Source organism: Streptomyces sp. NBC_01591 (genome assembly GCF_035918155.1).
Classification (GTDB): domain Bacteria; phylum Actinomycetota; class Actinomycetes; order Streptomycetales; family Streptomycetaceae; genus Streptomyces.
On record NZ_CP109327.1, the window covers coordinates 894640 to 908404 of the forward strand.

The following is a 13765-nucleotide window of genomic DNA, read 5'->3' on the forward strand; positions in this document are numbered from 1 at the left end:
TCGTGGCAGCCGGGGCGGAGTCAGCCGTTCCAGGTCCAGTCGGCCACCTCGGGCAGGTCCGTGCCGTGTTCACGGATCCAGGCGTGATGGCGGGTGCGGACATCCGCCATCGCCTGGCGCACCGCCACTGCGCGGACGCCGAGGCCGGGCACCCGGTCGATGACGTCCATGACCAGCCGGTAGCGGTCCAGGTCGTTGCGGACCACCATGTCGAAGGGCGTTGTGGTGGTGCCCTCCTCCTTGTAGCCCCGCACATGCAGCTGCGCATGACCCGCGCGCCGGTAGGCGAGCCGGTGGATCAGCCACGGATAGCCGTGGTAGGCGAAGATCACGGGGGTGTTCCTGGTGAACACCGCGTCGTACTCGGAGTCCGGCATGCCGTGCGGGTGCTCCTCGCGGGGCAGCAGCCGTGCCATGTCGACCACGTTGACCACCCGTACCGCCAGTTCCGGCAGGTGCCTGCGCAACAGGTCGGCGGCGGCCAGTGTCTCCAGGGTGGGCACGTCGCCGGCGCAGGCCAGCACCACGTCGGGTTCGCGGCTGCCGTCCTCCGTACCCGCCCATTCCCACACGCCCGCGCCGCGGGCGCAGTGCGCGCGGGCCTGGTCGAGGGTGAGCCAGTCGAAGGACGGCTGCTTGCCGGCCACGATCACATTGACGTAGTCGCGGCTGCGCAGCGCGTGGTCGGCGACGGAGAGCAGGGTGTTGGCGTCCGGTGGCAGGTAGACCCGTACGACCTCGGGGCTCTTGTTGAGGATGTGGTCGACGAAGCCCGGGTCCTGGTGGGAGAACCCGTTGTGGTCCTGGCGCCAGACGTGCGAGGTGAGCAGGTAGTTGAGCGAGGCGATGGGACGGCGCCAGGCCAGCCGGCGGGCGGTCCTGAGCCATTTGATGTGCTGGTTGACCATCGAGTCGACGATGTGGGCGAACGCCTCGTAGCAGGAGAAGAGACCGTGCCGGCCGGTGAGGAGATATCCCTCCAGCCAGCCCTGGCACAGATGCTCGGAGAGCACCTCCATGACGCGTCCGTCGCGGGCGAGGTGCTCGTCGGTCGGCAGCGTCCGTTCCTGCCATGCCTTGGCGGTGGCGCCGTAGAGGGCGTCGAGCCGGTTCGAGGCGGTTTCGTCGGGGCCCACGACGCGGAAGTCGCGGCGTTCGGCGGTGGCGGCCATGACGGCCTCCAGCAGACCGCCGAGCACCCGGGTCGGCTCGTGCAGCACGGTGCCGGGCTTGTCGACCTCGACGGCGTGGTCGTCCAGCGGCGGGATCGGCAGCTCACGCAGGAGCAGACCGCCGTTGGCGTACGGGGTCGAGCCGAGCCGGGCGTCGCCCTCGGGCACACAGGCGAGCACCTGGGGGCCGGGCCGCCCCGACGCGTCGAAGAGCTCCTCGGGCCGGTAGGAGCGCATCCACGCCTCCAGCTGCCGCAGATGATCCTCGCTGTCCCGGACCCCGGGCAGCGGGACCTGATGGGCGCGCCAGGTGCCCTCGACGGGCACCCCGTCGACCTCGACCGGGCCGGTCCAGCCCTTGGGGGTGCGCAGCACGATCATCGGCCAGTGCGGGCGGTCGGTGTCGCCGCCGGTGCGGGCGGCGGCCTGGAGTTCCCGGATCCGGTCGACGGCGCGGTCCATCGCGGCGGCCATCGCCCGGTGGACGCTGATCGGGTCGTCGCCGCCGACGTAGAGGGGGTCGTGTCCGTAGCCGCGCAGCAGGGCGTCGAGCTCCGTCTCGGGAAGGCGGGCGAGCACGGTCGGGTTGGCGATCTTGTAGCCGTTGAGGTGGAGGACCGGCAGGACGGCTCCGTCGTGCACCGGGTCGAGGAACTTGTTGGAGTGCCAGGACGCGGCGAGCGGTCCGGTCTCGGCCTCACCGTCGCCGATGACGCAGGTGACGAGCAGGTCGGGGTGGTCGAGGGCGGCCCCGTAGGCGTGGGTGAGGGCATAGCCGAGTTCGCCGCCCTCGTGGATGGAGCCGGGTGTCTCCGGTGCCACGTGGCTGGGCACTCCGCCGGGGAAGGAGAACTGCTTGAACAGCAGGCCCATGCCGTCGGCGTCGCGGCCGACGTCGGGGTACGTCTCCGAGTAGCTGCCCTCCAGCCAGGAGTTGGCGAGGACGGCGGGTCCGCCGTGGCCGGGGCCCCAGACGCAGAGGCCCTGGACGCCGCGGGACTTGATGACACGGTTGAGGTGGGTGTGGACCAGGTTCAGTCCGGGTGAGGTGCCCCAGTGGCCGAGCAGGCGCGGCTTGATGTCCTCCCGGACGAGCGGCCGGGTCAGGAGCGGGTTGTCCATCAGATAGATCTGGCCGACGGCCAGGTAGTTGGCGGCCCGCCAGTGCGCGTCGAGTGCCGCGATCTCCTCGTCGGAAGGGCCGGACGGGCCGGACGGGCCGGACGGGGCTGTCGGGCCGGACGGGGCTGTCGGGCCGGGGGCGTTGCTCATGCGTGTCTCCAGACGAGAGGCGCTCGTGGTCAGTACACCTAGGAGGTGGCGCCGACGGGCTCGGGGCCGTACCAGACCGTGGTCGCGTTGCAGAACGCGCGGATGCCCTGCCCGGCGAGTTCACGTCCGTAGCCGGAGCGCTTGACGCCGCCGAAGGGCAGCGCGGGATGGGACGCCGTCATCCCGTTGAAGAAGACGCCACCGGCCTCCAGGTCACGTACGCAGCGACGCGCCTCGTCCGCGTCGCGGGTCCATACGTTGGAGCTGAGGCCGAACGGGCTGTCGTTGGCGAGCGCCACGGCTTCGTCGAGACTGTCGACGCGGTAGAGGGAGGCGACGGGGCCGAAGGTCTCCTCGCGGTGGATGCGCATGGCGGGGGTGATCCCGGTGAGGACCGTGGGGGCGTAGAACCAGCCACGCTCCAGTTCCGGGGCCAGACCCTCGGGCCTGCCGCCTCCGCACAGCGCTCTCGCGCCCTGCCGTACCGCGTCGTCCACCAGCTCCTCCAGGTCGGTGCGGCCCTGTTCGCTGGCGAGCGGCCCGACGTCGGTGGATTCCTGCATCGGGTCACCGACCGCCAGATTGCTCATGCCCACGGTGAACCGCTCGGCGAACTCCTCGTACACCTCCGTGTGCACGATGAACCGTTTGGCGGCGATGCAGGACTGCCCGTTGTTCTGCACCCGCGCGGTCACGGCGGTGCGGGCGGCCCTCGCGACGTCCGCCGACGGCATGACGAGATACGGGTCGCTGCCGCCCAGCTCCAGGACGGAGTGCTTCACCTCGTCGCCGGCGATCGAAGCGACCGAGCGACCGGCCGGTTCGCTGCCGGTGAGGGTGGCCGCGGCGACCCGGCGGTCCCGCAGGATCGCCTCGACCGCCCCCGATCCCACCAGCAGGCTCTGGAAGCACCCCGCCGGGAATCCGGCCCGGCGGAACAGGCCCTCCAGGTACATTGCCGTCTGCGGGACGTTGGAGGCGTGCTTGAGCAGGCCGACGTTCCCCGCCATGAGGGCCGGGGCGGCGAACCGTACGACCTGCCAGAGCGGGAAGTTCCACGGCATCACGGCGAGCACGGCACCGAGCGGCCGGTAGTGGACGTAGGCCCGGGAGGCGCCGGAGTCCTGCACATCGGCCGGGGACGGGTGCTCGTCCGCGAGGAGTTCCTCCGCCCGGGCCGCGTACCAGCGCATCGCCTTGGCGCATTTGGCGGCCTCCGCGCGGGCCGCCTTGACGGGTTTGCCCATTTCGGTGGTCATGGTGCGCGCGATGTCCTGCTGGTCCTCGTCGAGCAGCCCGGCGGCCTGGTTCAGCAGCCGGGCCCGTTCGGTGAATCCGGTGGTCCGGTACCGCTTGAACGCGGTGTCGGCGGCGTCGAGCCGCTGCTCGATCCCCGCCTCGTCGAGCGCGTCGAATGTTCTGAGGGTTTCGCCGTTCGCGGGATTGACCGTCGCGATGGGCATGGCCGTGTCCTCCTTGCTCGGTTCTTCGACCGTGCCGTGCCGTACGCCGCGCCGCAACGCGGGCCCCGCCGGGCGGACACCCGACCGGCGCGGTCCGTGCGTGCGTGTGCACGTCGTCCGCGCCGGGAGGGGGAAGCGTTCAGCGGGTACGGACGGCGGCGGTACCGGTCCCGGTGGGGCCGTCTCAGACGAGAGCGGGGTCGGATGCCGTCACGGGCTCGACGACGGGGGCGGCGACCGCGACGGGCGGGCGTCGGAACTCGCGCACACCAGGCAGCGGCGTGAGCGGGTCCAGATCCACGCTGTACGGCTCCTCGGCGTACCGGGTGAACCAGACGACCTTGCCCTCGGCCGTACGGCAGGTGCCCCAGCTGTCACTCAGGGCCATGACACGGCTCAGGCCACCGCCGCCGTTGCTGAGCAGCCGCGGCATCTCGGAGCCGTTGTCGGCGACGGAGACCGTGAGATGCCGCCCGGACCAGCGGAGTTCGACGACGCAGTGGTTGTCCTCACCGACATGCCGGTGGACATTGGTCAGCAGCTCCTCCACACCCCGGCACACCGGCCGGATATGGAGTTCGAGATTCCAGTGGCGGAGGTGCGCGGCGATTATTCGTCGCAGCTGGGTCACACGCTCTGCCGAAACCTGGAATTCGACCAGATAGTGCCGGTCGAGTGGAACGGTCATCGTCGAGGCTCCTCACATCGAGGCCCACTGAACTTCGCCCCGTTGAACAACGACCCCCGAACACGAAGAGTGAGCAGATGACTCTTATGGGTCACTCCACAGGGTGACCCGGCAGAACCGGTCGCGCAACACGTATGGACGTCCGCCCGGGGCACAGGAGACGGTCACAGGAGGTACGGCAGCAGCGCGTCCGGGGTGAGCGGGAGGGTGCGCAACCTGATACCGGTGGCGTGCCGGACGGCGTTGCCGATGGCCGCCGCCGCGCCGACGATGCCGATCTCGCCGATGCCCTTGCTGCCCATCGGGTTGAGATGCGGATCCTCCTCGTCGATCCAGTGCGCCTCGATCTCCCGCACGTCGGCGCAGGCCGGCACATGGTAGGAGGCGAGATCGCTCTCGGTGAAGTCGCCGAAGACGCGGTCCATGGTGGAGGCCTCGGTCAGCGCCATGCCGATCCCCATGGTCATGCCGCCGATGAACTGGGAGCGTGCGGTACGGGAGTTGAGGATGCGTCCGGCGGCGAAGACGCCGAGCATCCGGCGCAGTCGGACCTCTCCGGTCCGTGCGTGCACGGCGACTTCGGCGAAGTGTGCCCCGAACGCATGGCGTGCGTACGGGGATTGCCCGGCGGTCTCCTGCTGGGTGTCGGCGGTGACGGTGAGCCCGTCGGCGGGAACCGGGCCGGTGCGCTCGCGCAACTGCCGCAGCAGCAGGGTGCACGCCTTGTGCACGGACCAGCCCCAGGAGGCCGTGCCCGACGATCCGCCGGCCAGTGGGGCGTCGGGCAGGTCGCTGTTGCCGATGTCGATCCGGACGTTCTCCACGGGGGTGCCCAGGACGTCGGCGGCGATCTGTGCGAGCACGGTGCGGGCGCCGGTGCCGATGTCGGTGGCGTTGACCCGGATGCGGTACGAGCCGTCGGGGGCCGCGTGCGCCGAGGCACTGGAGGCGGCGATGTACACGGGGTAGGTGGCGGCGGCGACGCCCGTGCCGAGCAGCAGCGGTCCCTCCTCACGGGCCGCGGGGCGCGGGTCGCGGTCGTACCAGCCGAACCGTGCGGCGCCCTTCTCCAGGCAGGCGGCCAGGCCGCGGCTGCTGAACGCGCGTCCGGAGTCCGGTTCGTTCGCCGGGTCGTTGAGGATGCGCAGTTCGACGGGGTCCATGCCGAGGGCCGAAGCGAGTTCGTCCATGGCGGATTCGAGTGCGTACATGCCCGGGGCTTCGCCCGGTGCGCGCATCCAGGAGGGGCTCGGCACGTCCAGAGCGACTACCCGGTGGGTGGTGCGGCTGGTGGCGGAGCCGTACATGATCCGGGTCGGTACGGCCGCCTGCTCCACGAACTCCTTGACGGTGGAGGTCTGGGTGATGACCTCGTGGTCGACGGCGGTGAGGGTGCCGTCGAGTTCGGCGCCGAGCCGGACGTGCTGGATGGTGGGAGCGCGATGGCCGACCACGGAGGCCATCTGACGGCGGGGCAGCGCCATCTTGACGGGGCGCCCGGTGTGGCGCGCGGCCATGGCGGCCAGGACGGTCTGCGGGCGTGGGGTGCCCTTGGACCCGAAGCCGCCGCCGACGTGCTCGGAGACCGCGGTGATCTGCTGCGGCCGGAGCCCGAAGGCGGTGGCGAGGCTGTCGCGGACCGCGGTGGAGCCCTGGCTGGAGTCGTGGACGGTCAGATGTCCGTCGTCGTCCCACTGCGCCGTCGTGGCGTGCGGCTCCATGGGGTGGTTGTGCAGGGCGCCGATGGTGTAGGTGGCGTCGACCTGTACGGGGGCGATGGCGAGGGCCCGGTCGGTGTCGCCGCGTTCGCGGACGGCGGGGTAGCCGCCGTTGACCGTCTCCGGGGTGTACAGGCCGGGGTGGTCCTCGGTCAGCAGGACGTCGTGCCCGTCGGTCTCGTACGTGATCCGCAGTGCCTCGGCCCCCGCGCGGGCACGCTCCGGGGTGTCGGCCACCACGAGTGCGACGGGCCAGCCCCGGTGCGGGACCCGGTCGTTCTGGAGGACGGCGAGGATCGGGTCGTCGGGTTCCTTCAGCCGGGGGGCGTTGCTGTGGGTGAGTACGGCGTGCACACCCGGCAGGGCCAGTGCCTCGTCCGCGTGGACGGCATCGACGCGGCCGCGGGCGATCGTGGCGGGGACGGGCCGGCCGTACAGACACCCCGGCGGGGTGTGCTCGGCGGCGTAGCGGGCGGTGCCCGTGACCTTGTCCCGGCCCTCGCGGCGGACGACGGGGGTGCCCAGTGGTGGCGGGGCCTGGCTCATGACGGGGTCCTCACGGCGGGGTCGGCGTTGGTGCGGTTGCTCAGCTGTCGGCGGGGCGGCGCCGGGGCGGGTTGCTCAGCTGTCGGCGGCGAGTTCGGCGAGCGCGTCGACGGCCAGGTTGCGGGCGAGGCCCACCTTGAAGGCGTTGTCGCGCAGCGGGCGGGCCGCGGCGAGTTCTGCGTCCACGGCCCGCGCGAAGGTCTCCTCGGTGGCCGGTGCGCCCCGGAGCACGTCCTCGGCGGCCTGTGCGCGCCAGGGCCGGTGGGCGAGCCCGCCGAAGGCCAGCGCGGCATGCTCGATCCGGCCGTCGCGGACGCTCAGTACGGCGGCGACGGACGCGAGGGCGAAGGCGAAGGAGGCGCGGTCGCGGGCCTTGCGATAGAGGGATGCGGCGCCGTCCGGGCGCGGTGGCAGGACCACCTCGGTGATGAGTTCGCCCGGCCGGATCTCGGTGTCCCGGTCGGGGGTGTCGCCCGGCAGGCGGTGGAATCCGGTGGCGGGCAGGGTCCGCCCGCCGTCCGGTCCGTGCAGGTGGACGGTGGCGTCGAGGGCGGAAAGGGCGACGGCCATGTCGGACGGGTGGGTGGCGACGCAGTACGTGGAGTGACCGAGCACGGCGAGATCGCGCTGGGCGCTGTCGAGGGCGGGGCAGCCGGTGCCGGGTTCCCGCTTGTTGCACGGCTTGGAGGTGTCCTGGAAGTACGGGCAACGGGTGCGCTGCAGCAGGTTGCCACCGGTCGTGGCGGTGTTGCGCAGTTGCCCGGAGGCGCCGGACAGCAGCGCCTGGGACAGGACGGGGTAGTGGGTGCGTACGACGGGATGGGCGGCCAGGTCGCTGTTGCGCACGGTCGCGCCGATCCGAAGGCCGCCGTCCGCGGTCTCGGTCACGTGGTCCAGCGGCAGCCGGCTGATGTCGATGAGCCGGTCCGGGGCTTCGACACCGAGCTTCATCAGGTCGACGAGGTTGGTGCCGCCGCCGAGGAACACGGCTCCGGGGTGGGCTGCGCTCTCCTGGACCGCTTCCTCGGTGGACCTGGCGCGGAGGTAGGCGAAGGGCTTCACGGCGTCACGTCCTCGATCGCCTCGACGATGCGGGGGTAGGCGCCGCAGCGGCACAGGTTGCCGCTCATCCGCTCGCGGATCTCGTCCGCGTCGAGCGGTGCCGGGGCCGATACGGGCGCCCTGCGGGCGGTGACATGGGACGGGAAGCCGTCCGCCGCCTCGCCGAGCATGCCGACGGCCGAGCAGATCTGGCCGGGGGTGCAGTAACCGCACTGCAGGGCGTCGCGGTCCAGGAAGGCTTCCTGGAGGGGGTGGAGCCGGTCGCCGTCGGCGAGGCCCTCGACGGTGGTGATGGCGGCGCCGTCGTGGGCGACGGCGAGCAGCAGGCAGCTGTTGGCGCGCCGGCCGTCGACGATGACGGTGCACGCCCCGCACTGTCCGTGGTCGCAGCCCTTCTTCGCACCGGTGAGGCCGAGGTGCTCGCGCAGGGCGTCCAGGACGGTGGTGCGGTGATCGAGCGTGAGCGTCCGCTCGGTTCCATTGATCTGCAGTGTCAGGGTGGAACGGTCGCCGGTTGCTCCCGGCTGTTGCGTACCGTCGTCCCGCCCGCGAGAGGGGTCCACGCACTCGCACCTTTCAGAGGTGGCCTTTTGTCCGCTTTCTACCAGACATGAAACGGCTTCCCGCTTCATTGCTCCGCCGCCGGGCGGTGACCCGTCGGCCGGTCGGCCCATCGGTCTACCGGCTCGCCAGACGCAGCCGCACCTCTTCCTCCTGGTCACCGGAGACGGTCCCGACGACCTTCACGTCGAAGGCATGCGCCAGGCTCTGCCGGAGCCGCTCCACCGCCCAGTAACCGCCCTGCACATCGACGCTCACGGGCGCGCCGAGCGCGACCGGTCCCGAGACGACTCGCGCCTCGGTGACGTCGACGGTCACCACCCATGCGGTGGGGCGCTTCCCGGCGAGGTTCTGCGGCACGTCGACCGAGGCCCGGTCAGTGGTGAACGCGGCCCGCAGCACGTCGAAGACCATCCGCGCGTCGGCCTTCTCGCACCCGCTGATGACGACCGAGACCTCCTGGCCGTACCCGCTCCCCTCCGCCTGCTTCTCCTTGATGGTGTTCACCGCGGTTCCTTCCGCTCCGTGCCCCTGGGGCGATTCGGGGATGTCTCCAGGCTCACCCCGTGGCAGGGCGACGGCGACACGAGACCACCGGAATCCGAACGGATCGTGCCCCTCGGAGTGAAACACCTTTTAGGTCATATCCACTTAAAACATGAATTCATGTGAATTACTGAGTGAGGGCTCCGCCTCGGGGTATCCGGCAAGCATGGACGTTTCGAACGCAGACCTGAGTTCGCTGGCCCTCACCTTCGCCGACGGCCGGGGCGCCACCGGGTCGGTGATGGGCATTGTCGGAGTGGCTCTGGTGGCCGTGCTGATCGGCGCGGTCTGGCTCGGGATGCGGCGCCGGGCCGAGGAGCTGCCACCACCCAGACCCGACGAGCAGCCCCCGCGGCCGGACCACCGCAACCACATCGAGGAACGCGATGTGCACGGCGACGACCACTTCCCGCCCGACCGCCGGGGCCTTTCGCCGTACGAACTCGGTGACCACGGGAACGAACCCATCCGCCGCGAGACCGACGAGCAGCGCGACTGACCCCGCGGACTTCCCGGCATCGGTCCGCGGTGGGGGCATCGCGTGTTGCGGGCGCGGCCGCCCCCGGTGAGGCTGGTGGGGCCCGACGGCCACGGGCGTGCCCAGACCTCGGAACCGATGAAGGCAGTAGGACCATGACCGGAAGCCACCCGGGGAAGGCGTCGACACCGGCGCCGCTGACCGGACCCGCAGCGCCCTGCTGGGTCAACCTCATGACCCGCGACCTGGGATCGGCGCAGGAGTTCTACGGCGCCGTGCTGGGGTGGAACTTCCGCCCGGGCAAGCTGGGGCAGGAGTTCTCGGTCGCACGCCGGGGCGACGTACCGGTCGCCGGCATCGGCGCTGTGGCGACCGCCTACCGGGTGGCCGTGGCCTGGACGCCCTACTTCGCCGTCGCCGACGCCGACGCGGCCGCCTCGCGCATCCGTGAGCGCAGCGGCACGGTCGCGGTGGGGCCACTGGCACTCGGCAAGGGGCGCGGGGCTCTCGCGGCGGACCGGGACGGTGCGGTGTTCGGCATCTGGGAACGGACCGAGCCCGCGACCTCGCCTCCCACGCCCGACGACCATTCGCACGCCTGGCTGCGTCTGCACACCAGGAACGCCTTCGATGCCGCGATCTTCTACGGCCAGGTGCTCGACTGGGCGAGCGGGCGGCCGGGGTGCTGCGAGGTGTCGTACGAGAAGGACGAGGTCATCGTCGACTGCGACGGGCGCCGGCTCGTGCGGATCGGCTCCGGCGCGGTGGAGGCGGCGCCCGATCCGCTGGTCCGCCCGCACTGGCAGGTGTACTTCCCCGTCACCGATGTGGCGGCCACGGTCGCGGCGGCGCGGGAGTACGGCGGCAGCCTGGTCGAGCAGCGGCCGCTGACGCAGGGCACGGAGGCGACCCTGCTGGACCCGGACGGCGGCCTCTTCACGGTCACGGACGTCCGGGGGATCTCGGCAGGCGATTCCGGCTGACCGGGCCGTTCCGCCGGGGCGCGGTCAAATTCTCGCGCATGGACGAGGTGCGGGCCAGCGCCCAGGCCGGGAAGACGAACCAGCAGATCAGGAACCAGAGCGCCATGCCGCCGACCAGCCACAGGGCGACGGAGTTGTGCAGGGCCACCCGCAGGATGAGCAGCAGGGCGGAGCACATGGTGCAGAACAGCAGGACGAGTCCGAGCACGGTCATGCGTGACGCCCAGGTGACCGTCTGTGGCTTGAGCCGCCGCCCGGTGAGCAGCCGGTGGTACGAAACGGGCCCGATCAGGGCGGCGGCGGTGGCCGATCCCAGCATCACGGTGACCACGTAGATGGTGCGGTCGGTGTCCGAGAGCTCGGAGAAGCGGGGCTGGAAGACGACGGCGAGCAGGAAGCCGAACAGGATCTGGACGCCGGTCTGGGCCACGCGCAGTTCCTGGAGCAGATCGGTCCACCGCCGGTCCGCCCGTTCATCGGGGGTCTCGTCGCGGCCGTCGTCGCGGCCCTGACTGTCGGAAAGACGTGCTGTCGAGGTCACCGGGAGCCTCCGTCCGAATACCCGGAGTACGTCGCGTTCCCCTCCTCCCCCACCGTAACCGGTCATCTGGGACGGGCGGTGGCCGGATCTGTTCGCCCGACTTCGACGATCAGTTCGACCTCGCCTAGGATTCTAAGTACGGCATCGCGCGTCGGTCACCGGCTGGGTGAGGCGTGGAGGCGCCCGTGAGATGCCTGTTGGAGGCATTCCACAGTGTCAGTCGAGTTGAATCACACCATCGTTCACGCCCGGGACAACCGGGAGTCCGCCGAGTTCCTGGCGGACATTCTGGGGCTGGAAGTCGGCGCGGAATGGGGCCCGTTCATCGCGGTCGAAACCGCGAACGGGGTCACACTGGACTTCGCGACCATTCCCGAATCCTCGATCGTCATGCAGCACTACGCCTTCCTCGTCTCGGAGGCGGAGTTCGACACGGCGTACGCCCGGATCAAGGAGCTCGGGATCACGTACTACGCGGATCCGCACCAGAAACATCCGGGCGAGATCAACCACAACGACGGCGGCCGAGGCGTGTACTTCCTCGATCCCGCCGGTCACGCCATGGAGATCATCACGCGCCCGTACGGGGGCTTCACCTCGTAACACACCGTTCTGAACACGGGGGTTCGGCCGGGACTCGGGCACGGGTTCCGGCCGGACCCTTCCGTTTCGGGTCAGTCGATCGGCAGCAGCAGCTCGGGCCGGTCCCACATCACCGCGGGCGGGTTGGCCGCCACGGTGCCGGTCCGCCGGGCACCCACACTCCGGTAGAAACCCTCGGCAGGGGGGTGCGAGACGATACGGACGCCGGTGAGGCCGACGCGCTCCGCCTCGTCGCGCAGATGTCCGATGAGGAGCCGCCCGATGCCGAGCCCCTGCGCGTCGTCGGCGACGAACATGAGGTCGAGTTCCGGCGGCGCGAGAACGAGCGAGTAGAAGCCGAGCAGCCGGTCGGTGCCGGGCTCCACGGCCGCGAAGACCCGATGGGTCTCGATGTAGTCGGGACCCACCCGGTATCCGGCGACCATGGCGGCGTACTGCCCCTCGTAGGCGCGGGACGTCCTGACCAGCCGGGTGAGCCGCTTCGCGTCCCGTGCAGTGGCCCGCCTGACGCGTACGGTCTCCCGTCGCACCTCGCCACCCCGGTGCGTAATGCTCGATGTCATGGATGGAGTATTACGCATCCGGCTGCGGGGCACCCACCGCGGGCCCTGGGGCTACGACTGATCGCGCGCCGCGCGCCACTCATCGACCACGGCGTCGATGTCGAACGGCTTGAGGTTCAGCGGCGGTCCCGGCGGCGGCCGCCTGATGGCCGCCAGGATCTTCTCGTTGACCTCGGCCAGCATGCGCCGCACCTCGGCCTCCGTCCGCGCCCCGGACACGGCCTCGGCCACATCCTCCGCCTGTTTGCGCAGGGCCAGCGCCGGCGGGAGCACCGACACCCCCTCGCGCTGCATCTTCTGCTTGATCCACCAGTTCTCGTCGTAGGGAGCCTCAAGACTTTCGAGCGGCTTGCCGAATCCCGGCAACTGCGAGAAGTCGCCGCGCTGCTCGGACTCCCGGATCTGCTTGTCGACCCATGATTCGAAGCTGACGCCCGCAGGCTTGCGCTCGGTCAACGTACGCCCCTCTCGGAGGATTCGAAATCCGGTCCTTTCACCATACCCAGGGGGCCGAGGGAGCCCCCGGTGCACCCACGTCCCCGCATCGCAACGCGCTTCAGTGCGACGCCACTTCGGGACCGGACCGCCCGCGCCCGCGTCAGTGCGCGTGCCCCGCGGGCGCCTCGGCCCCGCTCTCCCGGTGTCCGTCGCTGTCGCCGCCGTTCCCCGGTTCCGCCACCCGGACGGTGAACGCCGCGGTGCGCACCTTTCCCTCGTGCTTGAAGTCGAGGAAGAGCCGGTACGCTCCCGCGCTGGGCGCCGTGGCGGTAAAGGACACCACCGGACCCGGACCGCCCTCGTTCGGGTGGACGTGCAGATAGGCCAGGTCGCCCGAGCGCAGGGCGACCAGGTGCCCGTACGCACCGAGGTAGGGCTGCAGATCGGTGACGGGACGGCCGTTCCTGCTGATGGACGGCCTCAGTTCGCCGGCCTGCCCGGCCCGGAGTTCGCCGCCGAGCGTGACGCGGTAGCCATCGACCTCGGCGACGGCGCCCGGGGCCGGGAGAGCGGCGGGGTGGTAGGCGCCGGAGACGGCCAGATCCGCGCCCAGCGTGAGGTTCTCGGCACCCGCGGCCGCCGGGGTGAAGTCGGCGAACACCCGGTAGCCACCGGCTTCGGGAAGGTCGACGGGGGTCGACCAGGTGCCGTCGGCCGCACGGACGGGGTGCAGATGCCGGTACTGGGTGAGGTCGGTGGAGGCCAGGATGAAGTGCAACTCCTTGCCGTGCTCGCGTCGATAGGCCGTGACCTTGCGCCCACTGTCGTCCTTGACTGCGAACCGGATCTCGGTCCGGGCCCCGGCCCGGACCGTCGGTGTTTCCAGGGCCAGCGTGTAGCCGCCGTCGGAGATCTGCAGCCCGCCGGGCACCTGGTCCGCCGCTGCCTCCGCCGCGCCCTCCTCTCCCCCGTCGTGGCCGCCGTGCTGCCCTGCGGGGCGGTCCTCCGCGGCCACCAGCGGGTCGACGCCCCTGCCCACTCCGTACGCGGTTCCGAAGGTCGCGGCGAGCGCGGCGGCGAAGGCGGTGATCCTCAGTGCGTTGTTCATGACGGTTCCCTCCATCGGGTCGA

At 71.1% G+C, this 13765-nt stretch carries 14 protein-coding genes; 3 read left to right on the forward strand and 11 right to left on the reverse strand.

Going from position 1 to position 13765, the window contains the following annotated elements:
- Window positions 1–20: 20 nt before the first annotated feature.
- The 7 genes from OG978_RS04430 to OG978_RS04460 form a co-directional block, all read right to left on the reverse strand.
- Complete coding sequence (locus OG978_RS04430; protein WP_326763905.1) at window positions 21–2444, reverse strand: phosphoketolase family protein; 2424 nt, start codon at window positions 2442–2444, stop codon at window positions 21–23.
- Between the two features lie 38 nt (window positions 2445–2482).
- Complete coding sequence (locus OG978_RS04435; RefSeq protein ID WP_326763906.1) at window positions 2483–3907, reverse strand: NADP-dependent succinic semialdehyde dehydrogenase; 1425 nt, start codon at window positions 3905–3907, stop codon at window positions 2483–2485.
- 184 nt (window positions 3908–4091) lie between these two features.
- A complete protein-coding gene (locus OG978_RS04440) occupies window positions 4092–4595 on the reverse strand; it encodes an ATP-binding protein (protein WP_326763907.1) in 504 nt (167 codons plus the stop codon).
- A 164-nt stretch (window positions 4596–4759) separates the two neighbouring features.
- Window positions 4760–6859: a xanthine dehydrogenase family protein molybdopterin-binding subunit gene (locus tag OG978_RS04445; protein ID WP_326763908.1), complete on the reverse strand. Its 2100-nt coding sequence runs from the start codon at window positions 6857–6859 to the stop codon at window positions 4760–4762.
- Window positions 6860–6934: 75 nt separating this feature from the next.
- Window positions 6935–7921 (reverse strand): FAD binding domain-containing protein, encoded by a 987-nt coding sequence (locus tag OG978_RS04450; RefSeq protein WP_326763909.1) that lies wholly within the window; start codon window positions 7919–7921, stop codon window positions 6935–6937.
- The gene (locus OG978_RS04455; RefSeq protein ID WP_326763910.1) at window positions 7918–8484 is read right to left on the reverse strand and encodes a 2Fe-2S iron-sulfur cluster-binding protein; all 567 of its coding nucleotides are present in this window, start codon (window positions 8482–8484) and stop codon (window positions 7918–7920) included. The genes OG978_RS04450 and OG978_RS04455 overlap by 4 nt, the downstream gene beginning before the upstream one ends.
- 115 nt (window positions 8485–8599) lie before the next feature.
- Entirely contained in the window at window positions 8600–8989 is a 390-nt protein-coding gene (locus tag OG978_RS04460; protein WP_326763911.1) for a hypothetical protein, read from the reverse strand.
- Between the two features lie 205 nt (window positions 8990–9194).
- Between OG978_RS04460 and OG978_RS04465 the strand changes: the two genes are divergently transcribed.
- Both OG978_RS04465 and OG978_RS04470 read left to right on the forward strand, forming a co-directional pair.
- Window positions 9195–9527, forward strand: coding sequence for a DUF6479 family protein (locus tag OG978_RS04465; protein ID WP_326763912.1), 333 nt, complete (start codon window positions 9195–9197; stop codon window positions 9525–9527).
- Between the two features lie 134 nt (window positions 9528–9661).
- Window positions 9662–10489, forward strand: coding sequence for a VOC family protein (locus OG978_RS04470; RefSeq protein WP_326763913.1), 828 nt, complete (start codon window positions 9662–9664; stop codon window positions 10487–10489).
- Here OG978_RS04470 and OG978_RS04475 read toward each other — a convergent pair.
- Window positions 10449–11030: a DUF6328 family protein gene (locus OG978_RS04475; RefSeq protein WP_326763914.1), complete on the reverse strand. Its 582-nt coding sequence runs from the start codon at window positions 11028–11030 to the stop codon at window positions 10449–10451. The genes OG978_RS04470 and OG978_RS04475 overlap by 41 nt on opposite strands.
- Before the next feature lie 213 nt (window positions 11031–11243).
- Between OG978_RS04475 and OG978_RS04480 the strand changes: the two genes are divergently transcribed.
- A complete protein-coding gene (locus OG978_RS04480) occupies window positions 11244–11633 on the forward strand; it encodes a VOC family protein (RefSeq protein WP_326763915.1) in 390 nt (129 codons plus the stop codon).
- Window positions 11634–11704: 71 nt separating this feature from the next.
- Here OG978_RS04480 and OG978_RS04485 read toward each other — a convergent pair whose 3' ends face one another.
- From OG978_RS04485 to OG978_RS04495, 3 genes are all read right to left on the reverse strand, one after another.
- Entirely contained in the window at window positions 11705–12196 is a 492-nt protein-coding gene (locus OG978_RS04485; RefSeq protein WP_326763916.1) for a GNAT family N-acetyltransferase, read from the reverse strand.
- A gap of 51 nt (window positions 12197–12247) precedes the next feature.
- Entirely contained in the window at window positions 12248–12652 is a 405-nt protein-coding gene (locus OG978_RS04490; RefSeq protein WP_326763917.1) for a J-domain-containing protein, read from the reverse strand.
- A gap of 142 nt (window positions 12653–12794) precedes the next feature.
- Complete coding sequence (locus OG978_RS04495; protein ID WP_326763918.1) at window positions 12795–13742, reverse strand: hypothetical protein; 948 nt, start codon at window positions 13740–13742, stop codon at window positions 12795–12797.
- Between the last annotated feature and the right edge of the window lie 23 nt (window positions 13743–13765).